Below are 18,226 nucleotides of genomic sequence, written 5' to 3' on the forward strand. Positions count from 1 at the left end.
TGAAAGAAACCCAAATATTGAAAGATTTCATAGAACCTTGAAAGAAGAATATGTTAATTTAAATGATTTTGAAAGTTCTAAGTCATTTTTTAAAGGCCTGGATGATTATATAAAATTTTATCTTTGCGAACGGCCCCATGAATCCTTGAATTATATGACACCCTCAGCATTTTATGAAGCATTTTTAAGAAATACTGTGAATCGTGGCGTGTTGGTCGTTTAAGTCCAAATAATAGGGGGCCAGTACAGCCCGCAAAACAAGATTTACTTAGGGGATTTTCTCTATCATTTTAGAACAAAATAAGCATAAAACTCAAATTTTACTCTATAAAAAATAAAAAGCAGCTGCCAAGCTAACAGCCGCTTACAAAATTTCAACCAACTTATCTATGGGTAAGACGCTTCATAATCTGTAATCTTTCCGACTCGCCCCCAACTCCTTCTATGAGAAACATATTACCTTAAATTTTATGGTATTTTCTTTCCCTTTTATCCCTAAATCCGATTCCAAAATTTCGGTTTTATAATTGTTTCCCTATCTTGACGGAGCGGCAATAAGCCTTTGGTATACAAAAAGAACTAATAAAGAGAAATGCTAAAACTCATTATTTAAAGCGGCGGACTCGGCGGGCGAACAAGCGACACTTTCTTCCTTGAGTATTAAGAGTACTAGTACTCTATAGGCTTTATAAACAAAATTTATAGGTCTTATGAAGGATTGATTTATCTTTTTAATTTATTTTTCTTTCCTCTTTATCCCTAAAGCCGATTCCAAAATTTTGGCTTAAACATCTTTTTTGTTGTTTTGTTTATGCGCTTTCGGAAAATAATAAAAAACCAACTACCTTCTTTCTCAAGCCTTTATCTTATTCTTAAAAACACGATATAGTTTCCAAGGGCAACCTTTCCTACTTTCCAACCAACACTCAACCAGTAATTTGAATGCGAATGTCCGCCATTCGCCCACCACGCCCTATATCTATAAGCCGATTGAGGAAGCGGTCTGTTTATAATCTCTTCAATTTCTTTAAAAGTCAATTTTGCAGAATCTCTATTAATTCTTTGCAGATAAGCAGATAACTTTTCATACCCCTCGTTACAAGCACAAAATACGGTTTTATTACCACTGTATTTATTTTTAGCAGTATTGACTTCCATACCAATTTGATTTGAAGCACTAACATTACTCCTTACATTTTTCCCTGATTGTGAATTCCATGGAGGATGAAATTTTTCTATAAGCATTCCTGTAATAAATTGAAATAGCCTTTGCAAACTAAAAACCCTCCTGGTAAAAAAGAAATAGGAAAAACCAATTAACCAGGAGGGCGAAAGACATGAACAAAATCGAAAAACTCCTTTTAGTCCATGGTTCAGATTTAATTTTTGTTGGGATTGACGTAGCAAAGAAGAGCCACTATACAAGAATCATAGACCACATCGGACTCGAACCGGTAAAACCTTTCAAGTTTAATAATAGCAAAGATGGGTACTTTCGTCTAGTCTCAAAAATACTCGAAGCCAAAGAAAAATCGAAAGCGACAAGGGTAATAATAGGCCTTGAACCCAGCGGTCATTACTGGAAGCCCCTAACTTGGTTTTTAAAAGAACAGGGATACCAGGTAGTCCTGGTAAACCCATACCACGTGAAGAAAAGAAAAGAGGAGGAAGACAACAGCCCTACCAAAAACGACCGAAAAGACGCACTAATAATTGCTAAACTCGTAAAAGAGGGTAAGTTTCTAAACTGCCTTTTACCCGAAGGGATTTACGCAGACTTAAGGAACCTTTCGGTAGCAAGAAAGCAGCTAATAAACAAGCTAAACAGCGCAAAAAACAAGTTAATTTCAATATTAGACGAATACTTCCCCGAATTCGAAGAAGTATTCAAGAACATCTTAGGCAAGGCTGCTTTATGGGTATTGAGGCACTGCCCTTTTCCGAGCATGATTCTAAACTACACAAAAGAAGAGCTGGCAGAGAACATGAAAAAGGCTGCCAACAAGAGAGTAGGCATAAAAAGAGCCGAGAAACTCATCGAATCAGCGCAAAAATCGGTAGGAGTAAAGCAGGGACTAAAAGGGGCATATATCCGCCTTCAATCATACCTTGACGAAATAGAATTTTTAAAAGGCCAGCTAGAAACGATTGAAAAAACCATGGCAGAACTGCTCAAGAAGATAGACATAGTACAATACCTACTCAGTATTCCCGGCATAGGGATAATAACCGTAGCTGGATTTCTAGCGGAAGTAGGTGACGTAGCCAACTACACGCATTTTAAGCAGATACAAAAACTAGCAGGGCTCAACATAGCAGAAAACCAATCTGGGAAACACAAAGGGAAGGCCAAGATATCAAAGAGGGGCCGTCCGGAATTGCGGAATCTCCTTTACAAAGCAAGTCTTGTACTGGTAGCCAAAAACAAGGAATTCAAAGCCCTTTACGACTATTTTCTAAAAAGACCCCAAAATCCGTTAAAATCCAAGCAGGCATTAATAGCAATTTCAGTGAAGCTAATAAGGGTAATGTTCACCCTTGCTAAAAAGAGAGAAAATTACGATTCGAAGAAAGTTCTAGGAGAACACCGCATGAAGCAAATAAACCAGCTAGCGGCATAAAAGTGAGATAGCCAATAATGCGGGGAAGCAATATCACCTCTATAAGGGCAAGACCCTGCATACGAGTAAAAAGCTCCCCGCCTAGCCCTCGAAGGCAGGACGAAGGAATGTAATAAGGGCGTAGGACCCCGAGAGACATGATAGGGTAGTCGAGGGCATGAGTGAAGGATATGATAGGCAACTTTATGTAAGTTGCCATAGGTAGTCTTGTTTTGTCTAAAGAATCAATAGTTAAACAGCAAGAGCAGCCTAAATTTAAAGGAAAACTAAGATTTTAAGAGTTTTATTTTGCTAATCAAAAAATATTGAGATAGTTCTTTCTCAATCTTATAACGATCTTTTGTCTCCAGAAAATAAAGTTTTACTGTCCTTCCTTGCTTAATCTCATTTAGAATAAAATTGTTGACTTTACAGTTCGTCGACTGTCCACCTTTAAAGCAGTTGCGAGGAGAGATATTGCCATAACCCATATTAAATCGTTTGCTTAGGTCTACACATTCACCTACATAAACTAATTGATCATCTGAATATATGCAATAGACGCCTTCTTTACCAGCCCAACAATTTGGGATTTTGAATTTGCAAAATGGCCCCTTGCCGTATTCATGTAATTCAACATTTTGCTTTTTTGTGTACAACTCTTGCGGGGAATATTCAATAATATTCCCATTATTATCGGTTTCAGGAGTTATCTTACAGACATATTTAAATTCATATTGATCTATCTTGAGCATCTCCGACTAACTCCCAAATTTATCATTAACTGAAATCCTAAAAGCTTAACTTTGTTAGGTATTTCAATTCAATTTACCTGTTCTCTTGCAAGGTTTACAACCAGGTTATAGATAAACCATCCATCGCCAGTTACGAAAGTTTGGGGCTTAGCGCTTGTAGCATCCCTTTGGATTCCAATACCATCTGAATAAGGCGTAAACGAAACTATTTTAGAATAAGGCACTCTGAAGCTTTTTGTTTTGCCGTAAAAGTAAAGATGTTTTGTGGTAACTGCCAATATTCCCGTGTCTACATAAACTTGCTCCTCTCTTTCAATCGGGTATCCTTTAAATTGCCCAACTCTATAATAAACTCCCTTCGCAATTCGAATACTTACACCGTGGCTTCCTCCCACATATTCCCTTCGAGTCCTTTTTTCGTAATATTTCACATTTGAAAAAGCCCAAACCAAACTTTCACTCTTTTGAAAGTTAAACGGCAAAGGATCAACTGTTTTAAAACGCTGCGGAATTTTGCCTTCCAACACCTCACGCAAAACCGCACCTTGGACAAAACGCGTATATATTCCTCTTTTATTCAAATCATCTTGCGTAAATTTAAAGTATTCTGCATATGCCACCAATTTATTTTCTTCCCGAGCATCAAGATTGCCGTCTTCCAAAAAATGCAAAACCGCCTCTTCCCAGCCCAGAATTAAAGCCTCTTTTACTTTATCTTGTGAAACATAACCTTCTTTTGCCAAATCATGAAGTTCTCTTTCCAAATTCATTATTTGACCTATTCCAAGCGCAGCTTCCCTTGCTTTAAAAACCATTGTGTTCCAGGTATTTTTGTGCTTTTCTTCACACTCTCGATGACGTTTTCTTAAAAAACCTGCAGGTTTACCACAATAAATACAGTTACCCATAAATAACCTCACTCCATAATTTCACTCTGTTTTTGCTAGACTATCTAATCTCCTCAAGATCTCTCCATTAAGCGGCATCTTCAAAGAGAGATACAGCCTGTTCAATGACCAATTTAACTACATTATCAAGCTTTTGTGGATCTTTAAAGCCCTTTTTTCTTAGTAATCTTTTTACCGTTGCCCTAATGGATGCCTTAACGTTTTCTTTTATAGTCCAATCTACCTGTCCCTCGGTTTTACTTTTTATAATCCGCACAAGCTCTCTTGCAATTTCCTTCGCTTCTTCGTCATTTAAAATAGCCTCTTCTCCCTGACATACAATGTCGTAAAAAGCCATTTCCTCTTCCGTTAAGTTCATTTCTTTCGCCCGTTTGTCCATATTCTGCATTTCTTTTGCCAAATCAATAAGGTGTTTTATAACCTCAGCAGATGTAATAGCACGATTATGATACTTATTTAAAACTCTTTCTATCATTTCTTTAAAAGAAGCATACTTAATATGATTTTTCCTGATTTTGGCTTTGATTTCATCATTCAACAACTTGCGCAAAACCTCAATCTGCAAGTTTTTATTCTCATGCCCAATAAGTTTATTTAAAAATTCTTCACTCAGAATAGACAAGTCTGGTTTTTTAAGCCCCGCCGCATCGAATATGTCAATTGGTTTATTGCTTGCAGCAACACCCTCGGAAATAATCTGCTTTATGGCACTGTCCAGCTCTTCGATTGATAACCCTTTAGGCGGCGTGTATTTGACAATATTGCTTCTTACTGCTTGGAAAAAGGCAACATCTGAACGAATACGCATCGCTTCTTCTCGCGGTATTACAAGGGCAAAAGCCTTGCACAATGCCATGCACTGATCCAAAAAATTTTTCTTTGTGGTCTCATCCTTATTTATTAAGTCCATAGCCTGTTTTAAAAGTTTTAACTTGTCCTCTGCACCTTTCTCTTCCCAACCCGAAAAATCAATGCCGTGGAAATACGAGCAAACAATATCATACTTCTCCTGCATAATCCTTATTGCTTCGTCTATGGGTAAGGTAGCAGCCTCCTTGCCCGTGTTTCTTGTGTAGTTTGCCAGTGCTAGTTTTAAGTCATCAGCAATACCGATGTAATCTACAACCAATCCTGCAGGTTTGTCCTTAAAGACCCTGTTTACTCTGGCTATAGCCTGCATTAAGTTGTGGCCTCGCATTGGCTTGTCAATATACATTGTATGCAGGCACGGCACATCAAAGCCAGTAAGCCACATATCCCTTACAATTACCAGTTTAAGAGGATCGTTTGGGTCTTTCATTCTTTTTTCAATCTCTTTTATTTGGGATTTCGTATATAGGTGTGGCAAAAATTCTTTCGGGTCTTTTGAAGGATTTCCTGACATTACAATTTTAATTACGCCTTTGTCTAAGTCATCGCTGTGCCAGTGCGGTCTTAACCTAATTATTTCGTTGTAAAGGTCAACGCAAATCCTTCGGCTCATACATACTATCATGCCTTTGCCCTCAAGAACCTTACACCTTTCTTCAAAGTGCTCTACAATATCCCTTGCTATGGTTTCAAGCCTTTCTTTGGTTCCTACCAGTGCTTCTAAAGCTGCCCATTTTGTCTTCAGCTTGTTCTTTACCTCTTCTTCCTCGCCTTCTGTCACTTCTTCAAAGTCTCTATCAATATTTTCGTTTATCAAATGAAGTTTTACCAGCCTTCCCTCATAATAAATGGGCACAATGGCTTTGTCTTCCACTGCTTGTTTCATATCATAAATGCTGATATAGTCTCCAAACACCTGAAGGGTGGACTTGTCTTCAAGATCGATAGGCGTCCCCGTAAAGCCAATAAAGCTGGCGTTAGGAAGTGCCTGCCTTATATACTTCGCAAACCCATCGATAAATTCATAGTGCGACCTATGCGCCTCGTCGACAATGACAATAATGTTGCTGCGATCCGAAAGAAGGGGATAGGTTTTGCCCTTCTTTAAAGCTTTTTTAAGTTTTGGATCAACTCCATCTGAAACCTCTTCTGCTTCTGCTTGAAATTTCTGTATTGTTGTAAAAAAGATGCCCCCAGCCGCCACCTGCGAAAGTTTTTCTTTTAAGTCCTCTACGCTTTCTATCTGCGTTGGGTATGGAATCAGGTCGCTTGCATTGCAAAAAGTTTCATACAGCTGGTCGTCAAGGTCGTTGCGGTCGGTAATGACTACAATTGTAGGATTCTGAAGTTCTTTAAGCTCTATTATCTTTCCCGTATAGAACACCATAGAAAGGCTTTTGCCGCTGCCCTGAGTGTGCCAGAATGTACCTATTCTTCTGTCACCGCCAGGAGATGTGGCCCTGATTGTTTCCTCCACTGCTTTATTTACACCATAATACTGGTGATACATAGCCATAATTTTAATTACTTCATCTTTTGCAGTTGAAAAGGTAATAAAGTTTCTTATTATGTCGAGAATTCTTCCTTTATCAAACATGCCTTTTATCAAAACTTCAAGTTCTGGCATCCCCTCAGCACTGCTGACACCATCTATTGATTTCCATGCAGAAAACCTCTCCCATGGCGAAGTTATTGTTCCTGCTTTAGCCTCCGTCCCATCAGATACAACGCAGATCTCATTGTAAGCAAAAATGTCGGGAATATCCCTTTTATAAAGCTCAAGCTGCCTATATGCCCCTTCTATTGTAGCTGCCTCATCTAATGGATTTTTCAGTTCGAATAACCCTACTGGCAGGCCGTTAATATAAACCACAATATCAGGGACTCTTCTGGCTGCGCCTTTTATTTCTACTTGATTGCATATGAGAAAATCATTATTCTCTGGGTTTTCATAGTCAAATATTTTTACTATTTCTCCTACCTCTTCGCCTTCGCTGTTACGCCTTGTAACTTTCGCACCATTGCGGTATATTTTATGTATCTCTCTGTTGTTCAGCTCTATCCTCGGATACTGGAGGCTCTTTAACTGGCGCACCGCTTCCTCAATGCACTCCAGCGGAAGTTCGGGATTCAATCTTATTAAGGCCTTATAAAGCCTATTTTTTAAAATGACCTCTCTATAGTCTTTTCTGTCTTCAACGGGTATTTCGTTGCCGTGCAGATATTCGTAACCTATATCTTTAAACCATTTGATGGCTGCCTGCTCTACCACACTCTCAAAATTTTGATTAAGATTCACGGATTATTCACCCTTTTCCCACAAAATCTATTTTTTAAGACAATAAAATCTGTTTAAGTTTATCTTTCATCATTTCTCTGCGCTTTAAGAAAAATTGTTTAAAATTGGCAATGGAAAGGTCCAGATTAGTTAAATAGTGAAGCTGTTTATAATGACTTTTGGCAGTTTCATCTTTGTAGTTTTCGTTCAGCCATTCCTCAAAAGGTTTTGCGCTTTTTGACGTATTTATACTCCCTTCCAAAAGCTGCAAATTAGGAATCTTATTGTAATTCTCAAGGCAAAAATCAATGTCTTCTTCTCTTACTCCTCTCTCAAGAAGCTTCCTCTTTGTAAATAAGCTCCTGGGATGTATATGATCTTGATGAAACAGGTTGTTATAGTCTAGAGTAGGATATAAAAGCGCAAGAACTGAAAAGGTATACTTCTTGCCATATTCGTATTCCAGGAGATTTTCAATTTCCTCCTCGCCAAAATCAATTGATTTCGGAGTTCCTTTCAGCCTCTGCTTCATAACTTCAACTGGAAAGCTGTTCAAGTTTTCACCTATAATTTTTCTTATAACGCTTAAAACCTGGTCTGAATTGCCGCCAAAAGTCTGTTTCAAAAGGACGATATGAAGCCACCTTTTTATCTTTTCTCGCTCGTCTTTAAAATTAACAGAGGTTACAAAACTGTGGTTCAAGCCTTTTTTATACAAGTAATATGCTATTGGTATAATGGCATTATTGGAAATCAATGTCTGATAATCAAATCCAAATGTATTTATCAATTCCACAGTAACCCTTATGCTTTCTTTTATCTTGTCCCAGTTGTCCTGAATAACTGACATATTTTGTTTGTTAAAATTATCAACCTTGAATCTGATATCATTAAAATCACAGAGGACAAGGCATGTCTTTAAAACAAAATCCTTGTTAAAGCTAAATCCCCTGCCCACACTATTGATTTCATCCACAAAATTTATAATTTCTTCGCGAGCGTCTTTTTCATCCCACTGGGCAGTAGCAATAGAAAGAAGCAAATCGGAATAACCAAGCGGCGTGCCGCCGCTGTTTACACGGATAAAAACATTTAAAACCTTGTCGAGTTCCTGATCTTCTTCAAGATAGTAATTTATCAACCGCTCTTCATATATAACTTGTGATAATCTAAAAAGGCATTCCCCCGCAAAATCGTTATTAAGATTATTGTTAACTAAAAATTTATGTAACTCAAAAGATTTTTTAGGATCAAAATTGAGAATATCTCCCACTTTGAACCAAAATGTGTTTTCATCCCTTTTCTTAGCGTCTTCTTCCGTGAGAAACCTGAAATCATACTTCAAATCTTCATCATCAGCTTCTTTAAGCAAATTTAAATAGAGATACTTTTTAGGAAAAGCATTGGGAACATCCCAGCGCCTGTAAGGAATTTTTGAGGCATAACTCCCTTTTAAAGCAATGTAAAGAGAAGTTAGCCTCTGCTGTCCGTCAAGTACTGAGATTATCTCTTCATCTCCCAGCAATACTGCCTTTTGATTGTGGGTTTTGCCTTGATGATAGTGGCAGATAAATTCATAGAACTGATATTTTTTCACGCTATCTTTCGAAACTTTCCAAAAAAGAAAAGAACCTATAGGGTATCCTCTCATAATCGAATCAAAAAGCCGCTCAATCTGCTCTTCGCTCCATACGAATTCCCTCTGTATCGCAGGTAGCAGATATTTTCTGCTGCTTATATTTTTTATGGCATCATATATGGTTATAGGTGTTTGAAACGACATAGTTATATACTCCTTTCAGGGTTTTTAATTTTCTTCACATTACCCTTATTTCGCCTGATATAAGTTTGGGAAGCAGGGTATCACGAAGTTGGGATAAATAATAATTTTCAAATGTATACTTTCTGTCGAAAATTGGCTCTATCAAATTAACAAATTTTTTCTGTATCTCTATTGGTGCTACTACAAGCTTCTCATTTTCGAAAAAATATTTTAATTGAAAGTTACTTATACCTGTTGATTGTATTTCGTACTGTGTCATTTTACCTTTGTTATAAATAAACTGTAAATATAAAAATAAAATTAATGAATTTAATATATCATTCCCCCTTATTAGCCTACAAAAGTTAGAAAAAACCAATGATTCATCGAACTGTTTTATTAAATTTTGATGTATGAATACAGTTCTTCCTGTAGGACGCCCTTTTGTTCCACCAGAAACTTCAATAAGAATATCTCCATGTTTTAGTCTTCTCTTTTCAAAACTACTTCGCTTCAAAAATCTTACTGGAATACTTGTTTTCTCTCCCCTCAGTATTGGCGGAAAATCAGCTCCTCTTATACAAAAACACTTTTTTTCATACTCTTGTGTTCTCTCATCATTTCCCCAATCTCCGCTTATAGTAAAATCTATCAATTCGCCTATACTTTTCACTCTCCACCCCTTTGGTATCGGTCCCAATTCGCTATCTACAAATTCACCCCCGCTGGATTTATAAGGTTCCCCATTTTCGTTTGGAAATTCAAAATCAATGAACCAGTGCTTGAATATCGCCTGTGCTATTTCTTCAAGCGTCTTGTTCATCTCGTTGTTGAGCTCGATTTTATCGTCAAAAGCAGAAAGAATGGCGGCGATTTTTTGCTGCTCGGGTAAGGAAGGAAGATTTATTTTCAACTCATTAAAGCATGATTTATCAACTCTTTGCCTTCCTGAAGTTCCAATCATATTTTTAACAGCATACTCTCTAATTTCTTGAGAACGAGATAAATAATAAACAAATAAATTATCTGTTACGCCTTCTTTCCCAGAAAACACCAAAAACTCAGTAGAGCCAAAACCTTTCTCTCCACTCTTTAATTCTTTAACATATGCTGTCTTTCCATTTTCCAAACATGGTGTAATTCTGGCAAAAAGAGTATCGCCATTTTTAAATTTACTACCTGAACCATTATATTTTCTAAATTTTATATTTGAAACCTTACGGGTATAAGGTTCTACCGATTGCATATCAATAAAAGGATATTCTTGCCCTTTCCTCAGCTCTCTATTTGGATTTATTTCAATAACCTCAGAGAAAATGACTTCCTTCCACTCACTCCCCATACCCTAACTCCTCCAAATTAGCCTTTATAATTTCGTCAAGCCTTCTCGCTTCCTTCATTTGTTGATAAAGTTTTTCAGTCAGCTCTGCCATTTTTTCTTCAAAAGGTATATCATCTTCCTGGGTCTCCTCCACGCCTACATATCTTCCAGGTGCAAGGACATAATCGTTTTGTGCGATAACCTCCATAGGAACCGAAGCACAAAAACCCTTTATATCCTGATACCCTTTTTTATTTCTCCAGTTGTGATAAGTCTCGGCAATCTTTTGAATTTCCTCATCGGTAAGTTCTCTATGCGTCCTGTCTACCATAACACCCATTTTTCTTGCATCGATAAAAAGAGTTTCTTTCGTTTCCCTACCTTTGCGGATGAACCACAAACACGCAGGAATTCCCGTTGTGTAAAACAGCTGTGGTGGCAGGGCTACCATACAGTCAACAAGGTTATCTTCTATAATTCTCTTTCTTATCTCATACTCCGCATTATTGCTTGTAGTCATAGAACCATTGGCAAGCACAAAACCAGCGACACCTTTTGGCGCAAGATGATAAATAAAATGCTGTATCCACGCATAATTTGCATTGGAATCTGGCGGAAGTCCATACTTCCACCTAACATCATTCGCCAACCTGTCTGCTCCCCAGGCACTGTCATTGAAGGGCGGATTTGCTAATATATAATCTGCTCTCAAATCTTTAAACTGGTCATCTGTGAAGGAATTCCCCAGCCTTATATCTGCTTCAATCCCTCTGATTGCAAGGTTCATTTTACACAGCCTATAAGTGGTCGGATTGGATTCCTGTCCATAGATTGAAATATCTCCCTTCTTGCCTGCATGAGCCTCTACAAAGCGAATGCTCTGGACAAACATACCCCCAGAACCGCAGCATGGATCAAAAACCCTGCCATGAAGTGGCTGAATTATTTCTACAAGAAGTTTAACAACACTCGAAGGTGTAAAGAATTCACCGCCTCTTTTCCCTTCTTTTTTTGCAAATTCAGACAGAAAATATTCATAAACTCTTCCTAAAACATCCAATTCCTCGTTTTTACCAAAATTAATGCTGCCAATCAAGGTGACAATTTCGCCAAGGGTGTGCGGATCCAAAGGCGCTTTAGCGTATACCTTGGGCAGAACACCTCTTAGATGCTTCGGATTTTCTTTCTCAATCAAATCCATAGCGTCATCAATAAGTTTTCCTATATCGCTTCGCCGAGCATTTGCCATTATATACTCATATCGCGCCTCTGGCGGTACATAAAATACATTTTCGGCTATGTATTCGTCTTTGTCTTCCAAAATAAATTGTGCCTCATCTTCGGAACTGCAATAATAATCCTCGTTTTTAGGATCTTTTATCAAATGTTCTAACTCTTCTCGACGATATTTAAATGCATCAGAGATATATTTTAAGAATATAAGCCCGAGGACAATATGCTTATATTCTGACGGCTCCATATTGTTTCGCAACCTATCGGCTGCCGCCCAAAGGGTTGAAGCAAAGTTTAACACCCCATCATTATTCTGACCCATTTCTTATTTCACTCCCTAAATAATTATTTCGCTTTTAATAAAATTAGGCTTTTTGCTCTTCCTTTTCCATAATATGGAAATAAGTATAAACCATATTTCTCAGCAATCGACTAATTGTTACATTGTAGCGTTGAGCAAGGCTTTTGATATACTCAAGCTCTGCATCGGAAACTTTTATATTAACCATTCTCCCTACCTTCGATTGGAAAGTATAGTCTTCCAATAACTGGTCGGGATGGAAATTATAAAGTATATACATAATCATCTTGGCACGGGTAGAAGCCAAATGGTTTTCAACCGCATATTTTTTTAGTTTCTTATGCATCTCGGGACTAATTAAGGCCCATATTTGATGAGGCTTTCTCACGAAATAAATCCCCCTCCCTCTTTTTAATCATAGCACAATGCATAGTGAAATTCATCAAGTATTTTTTTTTATTTTTCTTTAAACTTCGTCTGTAAAACTAAGGACTACTCTTTAGCATTGAAAATTACCTAATAAGGCTGACCTTGGCAAATTATTCTGTTTTGCTGTGATTTTTCTCTGTTTTTCTCACAATACTAACGTTTTTACCAGTAAATCACCTTTGTTCTCCAATGCTTGGTTTGTTTTTAAAATCGTGTCCAACATCTTCAACATCTTTTTTCAATTGTTGTTTTCTGCCACCGCTCCTGACCTTCTTGGCTTTTATGTATTGATATAAAGTTTGTTAATCGCTGTTAATCGCTATTAATTTCCATTAATAGCCGTTAATACAAATTAATAAGGATTAACAGACGTTAATAAAACTATCTCATCCAAAAATAATTTGAAGATACACGGGCTAATACCATCAGAATTCAGTCTTCTTACGATATTAACGTTTTTAAAAACTAAAAAAAGTTTAGGAAAACGTTTTTAAAATTACAGTTAAAAAACGAAAATCAAAAATTAGAACCTGTCTACAAAATTTTCAGCAAGATTGGCAGAAGCTTTTATGCAACATCGATTTTAAAAACGAAAGCTTTTGTCTCAATGTATTTAAAATCGTTCCCTTTATTTTTAAAAACGAAAGCCAAAAACGAAAAAAAATAAAGCCTCTGCCCTGAAAATCAGAGTAGAGGCTTTTCATTTTTCATTTTTCTTTAACCTGACACTATGCCTCTCGCTTTTAAAAACGTAAAATTTGATTTTAAAATCCCTTTTCAGGTATTATAAGACAAGAAAGGAGAGTGATAGAATGGCGCAAAATGATATCTGCATAAAGGATTTTAAAACGCTAATTGTCTGGCAAAAAGCAAGAGAACTGGCCAATGACATATACAAAATTTCCGCAAACTTCCCCGCATTTGAAACTTATGCAGTAAAATCCCAAATAATAAGGGCCGCTACCTCCATCGGCGCCAACATAGCAGAGGGTAACGGCCAGCTTTATCAGAAAAAACAAATCAATTTCCTTAATAATGCACTCGGCAGTGCATCGGAAACGCGGCATTGGCTTGTTGTCGCATTAGATAATGGATATATTTCTCAAGAAGATTATGTAAAGCTTGAAGAAAAAACCACAGAAATTATAAAAATGCTGATTAGTTTTATACGGAAATTACAGACTATACAAGAAAATGAAGATATAGCATAATTTTATTGCTTGAGTCAAATAAACATCTTCGTATTATTTGGGAATAAGTATATGCAAATTGCTTTAATACTTATTCCCTATTTTTTCTCTTACTGTCCTATAAAAACTTCATCCTCCACCAAATCTACTGCTATTGTTTTGGCCGTAACATAAAATCTAAAAAATATCCTCTCGTTAGTATCTACAATTTTTCCCATATCTCCTTCTTCAAGCTGGGAAATATAATTTTCATTTCTCTTAATTATTTCAGCCACTTTCTGTTCAATTGTTTTTCTTTCCGTCTGATCTGTAAAAATGCTGTCTTTTGTAAAATACAATCTTCGCTCCAGCTTCATTCCCCCCTGATTCTCTTTGTAATAATAATATCACAATTCCGTATATCTTTAAAGAAGACATTTTCCAAGCTAAAGAGCTCCAGAAAACTACTTTTTCATATGCAAAGTGAAGTTTATTGAAAAACTTTTTTCCCCTTTCGGAATGACTTTTTTACTCACGGAAAAACTTCCGCCAAAAACAATTTCCAAACTTGATCCTTCTCCCTTTTTCCTTCTCCCTAACTATGTTGTTTTAAAAAAAACCCTTTCCATTTCCAATCTTTCAATCCCGCATAAACTCTACTTGTCATTTCCTGGAAGGCAATAATGTTTTTCCGTAATGCAACTATATTTCTACTAAAATTTCCCAATCAAACTTCTTTTTTGTGCGAAAAAAGGCTTTCCGAATGGAACAGGGTCAAGGTTAAAAGGAAAAAGGGATAAGTGGCGTAAATTCCGCATTTTTTGAGGCCTTACCACTTATCCCTTCTCTTATTCCTTTACCCTTTATCCTTATCCCTTCATCTATCCTTTTCCCTTTCTTACCCCTCAACGGAACCACTTTTTTCGCATGGGTGGGAGGATTAAATGAAAAATACATCTGCATCACCGCCCGGTGGGCCTTTTATTCCACCGTAACGCTCTTGGCAAGGTTTCTGGGTTTATCCACGTCGCAGCCGCGGGCAACGGCGGCGTAATAGGCCAGAAGCTGCATGGGTATTACCGTTAAAACAGGCGTGAGGATAGGATGTGTTTTGGGGATATAAATCACATCATCCACCGATTTTTTAATTTCTTCGTTCCCTTCATTGGCAATGGCTATTACGTACCCTTCCCGGGCTTTGACCTCTTTAATGTTGCTCAAGGTTTTTTCAAACAGGTGTTCCTGGGTAACCGGAGCGATTACTGGAACACCTTCCTCTATAAGTGCCAGGGTGCCGTGCTTTAATTCCCCGGCGGCGTACGCCTCGGCATGGATATACGAAATCTCTTTCAGCTTCAGGGCGCCTTCCAGAGAAAGGGGATAATCCAGACCTCTCCCAATGTAAAATACGTCTTGATGCCCTGAAATCTTCCGCCCGATGGCTTTTAGTTTGTCTTCAGTGCCAAGTATGGTTTTTGCCTGGTCGGGAAGCTGTTTCATCGCTGTAATTATATCTTTTATGGTTTCTTCGGATAGGGTTCCCAGAGTTCGGGCAATGTACAGCGCTATAAGATCCAGTGCAATAAGCTGGGTGCTGTAAGCTTTGGTGGAAGCCACGGCTATCTCGGGACCGGCCCAGGTGTAGATAATGTCGTCGGCTTCTCGGGAAACGGAGCTTCCGACCACGTTGGTGATGGCAAGCACCCTCGCCCCCCGTTTCCTGGCTTCTCGAAGGGCAGCCAGGGTATCCGCCGTTTCTCCGGACTGGCTTATAATAATGACCAGAGTATCCTTATCTATCATCGGGTCTCTGTAACGGAATTCCGAAGCTATATCTACTTCCACCGGAATCCTGGTCAGTTTTTCTATTACGTATTTCCCGACCATTCCGGCGTGGTATGCGGTGCCGCAGGCGACGATGAAAATTTTTTTGATATTTAGCAAGTAATCCCTGTCGAGATGGACATCGTCGAGCTTAATCTCCCCTTTTTCCGGGAAAATCCTGCCGGCCATGGTATCTCTGAAAGCCCTGGGCTGTTCGTGGATCTCTTTCAGCATGAAATGGGGATAGCCGCCCTTTTCGGCCGCCACTGCATCCCATTTTACTTCAAAGACGTCTTTTTGAACAGGGTTTCCCGCAAAATCTGTGACTTTTATCTCGTCTTTTGTCATCCTGACCATTTCGCCGTCTTCCAGGATGTATACTCTGCGCGTATGCTGCAGGATGGCGGGTATGTCCGAAGCCACGAAGTTTTCGCCTTCGCCCAGGCCGACCACCAAGGGGCTGGATTTGCGGGCCGCCACCAGAGTTTCCGGCTCCCGCTTTGAAATCACCCCCAGGGCGAAAGAGCCCTCCAGCTTATTGACGGTTTTTTTCAGGGCTTCAAAGAGGTCGCCGTCGTAGAAGTGTTCGATAAGGTGCGGGACGACTTCGGTGTCGGTTTCGGATTTAAAGACATGACCCTGGGACTGCAGCCACTCTTTGAGCTCCTGGAAGTTTTCGATTATCCCGTTGTGCACCACTATGAAGTCGCCCGTGCAGTCGTCATGGGGATGGGCGTTGATGTCCGACGGCCTCCCGTGGGTGGCCCAGCGGGTATGTCCTATGCCCATATGGCCTTCGGGATAAACCCCGCCCAGTTTTTCTTCCAGGACCTTTATCTTGCCCTCACTCTTGATGAGTTTCATGCTGTGGGTATTGTAAATGGCGATTCCCGCCGAATCGTATCCTCTATATTCAAGCCTTTTCAGGCCGTCAAGCAAAATTGGTGCCGCTTCTTTATCTCCAACATAACCAACTATTCCGCACATAAGTCTTCCTGCCTTTCGCTATTGTGTTTTCAAAGTTCACTGCCCGGGCCCTTTTGTGCCGGCAATCGCTTGCCGGTTTTGTGAGCCTTTAACGGTGGCAGAACACCGTGGGGCATCCGCCGAACATTTCGATAAACCCCAACCTCGTCAACTCGCAAGTTTTTGCGAGTTCTGGCGCTTTTTTAAAACCGCCGCCGTTTTTGCGGCAAACCGTTATGCTTCAACAATCAAAAACCAATAAACCTTGTCATGCTTCAATTAAGTATCAACTCTCACCTGTCCGCCGTCTCTCTATATACATCACCACCTTTTTAATACTTTATCTTTTTAATTACCATCACCCCCTTTGCAAAATTATTATTTCTCCCTCCGGGAAACCCGCGGCAGAACTACGCCTCCCGTTGCAATTCACCTGCAGAGCGGGCCCCCGCGTCCCTAGCCCAGCTCCTCCCTGATTACCGCAGCTATTGTCTCCGCCACTTCTTTGATGGCGGCCTCTTCTTCTCCTTCCACCATGACCCGTATCAGGGGCTCGGTGCCGGACGGGCGGACTACAATCCTCCCTCTCTCTCCCAGGAATTCTTCGGCTTTTTTAATGGCCTCCCGGATTTTCGGGTTTCCTGCGTATTTCGACTTATCTTTCACCCGCAGGTTTACCAGCACCTGGGGGAATACCTTCATTATTTTTTTGAGTTCGGAAAGGGGTTTTTTCTCCTCGACCATCACTTTGAGCAGGTTGACCGCGGTGATAAGGCCGTCGCCCGTGGTGTTGTGGTCCAGGAATATGATGTGGCCGGACTGCTCCCCTCCGAAGTTGTAGCCCTCTTTCAAAATTTCTTCCAGCACATAGCGGTCGCCCACCCTGGTCCTGACCATTTTTATGCCTGCTTTCTTTAAGGCCACCTCAAGCCCCATATTGCTCATCACCGTGGTCACCACGGTGCCGTTTTTCAGGCGCCCCCGCCTGTTGAGATATGTACCGCAAATGGCCATGACGTGGTCGCCGTCTACCACTTCTCCCTTTTCATCCACCGCTATAAGCCTGTCGGCATCCCCGTCGAAGGAAAGGCCCACGTCGGCGCCGATCTCTTTCACAAAGCTCGATATGGCCTCCGGGTGGGTGGAGCCGCATTTCACGTTGATGTTACAGCCGTCGGGGCCGGCGTTTATAACGTGGACTTCAGCCCCCAGTTCTTTCAGCACCGCCGGAGCGGCCATGTACGACGCGCCGTTGGCGCAGTCCACCGCCACTTTCAGGCCTGTAAAGTCCGCCGAGGCCACCGATTTGACAAAATCCACATAGGGGCGGAGGCCGTCTTCGACATAAACCCTGCCCACCTGCGGTCCCGTCGGGCTCTGGATGCCGCCGTCGGGATTTTTGACCAGTGCCTCGATCTCGTCCTCCATGGCGTCCGGCAGTTTGAAGCCTTCCCTGTTGAAAAATTTTATGCCGTTGTATTCAACGGGATTGTGGGAAGCCGATATGACAACACCAGCATCGGCATTAAAATAGCGGGTGAGAAAAGCTATGGAGGGTGTGGGCATAACCCCTACCTTCAGGACATCGGCCCCCGCGGAACAAATACCGGCCACCAGGGCCGACTCCAGCATGTCGCCGGATATGCGGGTATCCCTGCCCACCACAATGACCGGCTTTTGATGGAGTTCCGAAAGCACGCAGGCCCCGGCCCTCCCCAGCTGATAAACCAGAATGGGGGTTAAATCCTTATTGGCAACTCCCCTGACCCCATCGGTCCCAAAGAGTCTCTCGCTCATCTATTTTCTCCTC

At 40.1% G+C, this 18,226-nt stretch carries 14 protein-coding genes; 3 read left to right on the forward strand and 11 right to left on the reverse strand.

Features of this window, described 5'->3' with window-relative positions:
• The coding region (locus ACKX14_RS10785; RefSeq protein WP_422447482.1) for an integrase core domain-containing protein at positions 1-223 on the forward strand (223 nt) is incomplete at its 5' end.
• Between the two features lie 638 nt (positions 224-861).
• On the opposite strand, the gene ACKX14_RS10790 is transcribed toward ACKX14_RS10785, so the two are convergent.
• Entirely contained in the window at positions 862-1,275 is a 414-nt protein-coding gene (locus tag ACKX14_RS10790) for a DUF7662 domain-containing protein (protein ID WP_422447483.1), read from the reverse strand.
• 62 nt (positions 1,276-1,337) lie between these two features.
• On the opposite strand from ACKX14_RS10790, the gene ACKX14_RS10795 reads away from it, so the two are divergent.
• Positions 1,338-2,621 (forward strand): IS110 family RNA-guided transposase, encoded by a 1,284-nt coding sequence (locus tag ACKX14_RS10795; protein WP_422447484.1) that lies wholly within the window; start codon positions 1,338-1,340, stop codon positions 2,619-2,621.
• Positions 2,622-2,887: 266 nt separating this feature from the next.
• On the opposite strand, the gene ACKX14_RS10800 is transcribed toward ACKX14_RS10795, so the two are convergent.
• The 7 genes from ACKX14_RS10800 to ACKX14_RS10830 form a co-directional block, all read right to left on the reverse strand.
• Positions 2,888-3,355, reverse strand: a complete 468-nt coding sequence (locus tag ACKX14_RS10800; protein WP_422447485.1) for a GIY-YIG nuclease family protein — start codon at positions 3,353-3,355, stop codon at positions 2,888-2,890.
• A 68-nt stretch (positions 3,356-3,423) separates the two neighbouring features.
• A complete protein-coding gene (locus tag ACKX14_RS10805) occupies positions 3,424-4,263 on the reverse strand; it encodes a hypothetical protein (RefSeq protein WP_422447486.1) in 840 nt (279 codons plus the stop codon).
• 67 nt (positions 4,264-4,330) lie between these two features.
• Positions 4,331-7,432 (reverse strand): type I restriction endonuclease subunit R, encoded by a 3,102-nt coding sequence (locus ACKX14_RS10810; protein ID WP_422447488.1) that lies wholly within the window; start codon positions 7,430-7,432, stop codon positions 4,331-4,333.
• A 34-nt stretch (positions 7,433-7,466) separates the two neighbouring features.
• Complete coding sequence (locus ACKX14_RS10815; RefSeq protein ID WP_422447489.1) at positions 7,467-9,194, reverse strand: DUF262 domain-containing protein; 1,728 nt, start codon at positions 9,192-9,194, stop codon at positions 7,467-7,469.
• 34 nt (positions 9,195-9,228) lie between these two features.
• Positions 9,229-10,515: a restriction endonuclease subunit S gene (locus ACKX14_RS10820; protein WP_422447491.1), complete on the reverse strand. Its 1,287-nt coding sequence runs from the start codon at positions 10,513-10,515 to the stop codon at positions 9,229-9,231.
• Positions 10,505-12,049, reverse strand: coding sequence for a class I SAM-dependent DNA methyltransferase (locus ACKX14_RS10825; protein ID WP_422447492.1), 1,545 nt, complete (start codon positions 12,047-12,049; stop codon positions 10,505-10,507). Before ACKX14_RS10825 ends, ACKX14_RS10820 begins: the two co-directional genes overlap by 11 nt.
• Positions 12,050-12,092: 43 nt before the next feature.
• Positions 12,093-12,416 (reverse strand): hypothetical protein, encoded by a 324-nt coding sequence (locus ACKX14_RS10830; RefSeq protein ID WP_422447494.1) that lies wholly within the window; start codon positions 12,414-12,416, stop codon positions 12,093-12,095.
• Between the two features lie 853 nt (positions 12,417-13,269).
• On the opposite strand from ACKX14_RS10830, the gene ACKX14_RS10835 reads away from it, so the two are divergent.
• Positions 13,270-13,668, forward strand: coding sequence for a four helix bundle protein (locus ACKX14_RS10835; protein ID WP_422447496.1), 399 nt, complete (start codon positions 13,270-13,272; stop codon positions 13,666-13,668).
• Between the two features lie 89 nt (positions 13,669-13,757).
• Here the strand turns inward: ACKX14_RS10835 and ACKX14_RS10840 are convergent, their stop codons facing one another.
• The 3 genes from ACKX14_RS10840 to glmM all read right to left on the reverse strand — a co-directional run bounded on the left by ACKX14_RS10840 (position 13,758) and on the right by glmM (position 18,213).
• Entirely contained in the window at positions 13,758-14,003 is a 246-nt protein-coding gene (locus ACKX14_RS10840) for a hypothetical protein (protein WP_422447498.1), read from the reverse strand.
• Positions 14,004-14,607: 604 nt separating this feature from the next.
• Positions 14,608-16,437, reverse strand: a complete 1,830-nt coding sequence (glmS, locus tag ACKX14_RS10845) for a glutamine--fructose-6-phosphate transaminase (isomerizing) (protein ID WP_422447499.1) — start codon at positions 16,435-16,437, stop codon at positions 14,608-14,610.
• 435 nt (positions 16,438-16,872) lie between these two features.
• Positions 16,873-18,213, reverse strand: a complete 1,341-nt coding sequence (gene glmM / locus ACKX14_RS10850) for a phosphoglucosamine mutase (protein ID WP_422447501.1) — start codon at positions 18,211-18,213, stop codon at positions 16,873-16,875.
• Between the last annotated feature and the right edge of the window lie 13 nt (positions 18,214-18,226).

The sequence above is a fragment of the Thermorhabdus hydrogeniformans genome (genome assembly GCF_049310025.1).
Taxonomy (GTDB): domain Bacteria; phylum Bacillota; class Thermosediminibacteria; order Thermosediminibacterales; family Tepidanaerobacteraceae; genus JBJYKD01.

Bases quoted from the DNA above. Each gene is read 5' to 3' on its own strand.
- ACKX14_RS10815 (WP_422447489.1), bottom strand. From the start codon at position 9,194: ATGTCGTTTCAAACACCTATAACCATATATGATGCCATAAAAAATATA.
- ACKX14_RS10800 (WP_422447485.1), bottom strand. From the start codon at position 3,355: ATGCTCAAGATAGATCAATATGAATTTAAATATGTCTGTAAGATAACT.
- glmM (WP_422447501.1), bottom strand. From the start codon at position 18,213: ATGAGCGAGAGACTCTTTGGGACCGATGGGGTCAGGGGAGTTGCCAAT.
- ACKX14_RS10825 (WP_422447492.1), bottom strand. From the start codon at position 12,049: ATGGGTCAGAATAATGATGGGGTGTTAAACTTTGCTTCAACCCTTTGG.
- ACKX14_RS10835 (WP_422447496.1), top strand. From the start codon at position 13,270: ATGGCGCAAAATGATATCTGCATAAAGGATTTTAAAACGCTAATTGTC.
- ACKX14_RS10805 (WP_422447486.1), bottom strand. From the start codon at position 4,263: ATGGGTAACTGTATTTATTGTGGTAAACCTGCAGGTTTTTTAAGAAAA.
- ACKX14_RS10840 (WP_422447498.1), bottom strand. From the start codon at position 14,003: ATGAAGCTGGAGCGAAGATTGTATTTTACAAAAGACAGCATTTTTACA.
- glmS (WP_422447499.1), bottom strand. From the start codon at position 16,437: ATGTGCGGAATAGTTGGTTATGTTGGAGATAAAGAAGCGGCACCAATT.
- ACKX14_RS10795 (WP_422447484.1), top strand. From the start codon at position 1,338: ATGAACAAAATCGAAAAACTCCTTTTAGTCCATGGTTCAGATTTAATT.
- ACKX14_RS10820 (WP_422447491.1), bottom strand. From the start codon at position 10,515: ATGGGGAGTGAGTGGAAGGAAGTCATTTTCTCTGAGGTTATTGAAATA.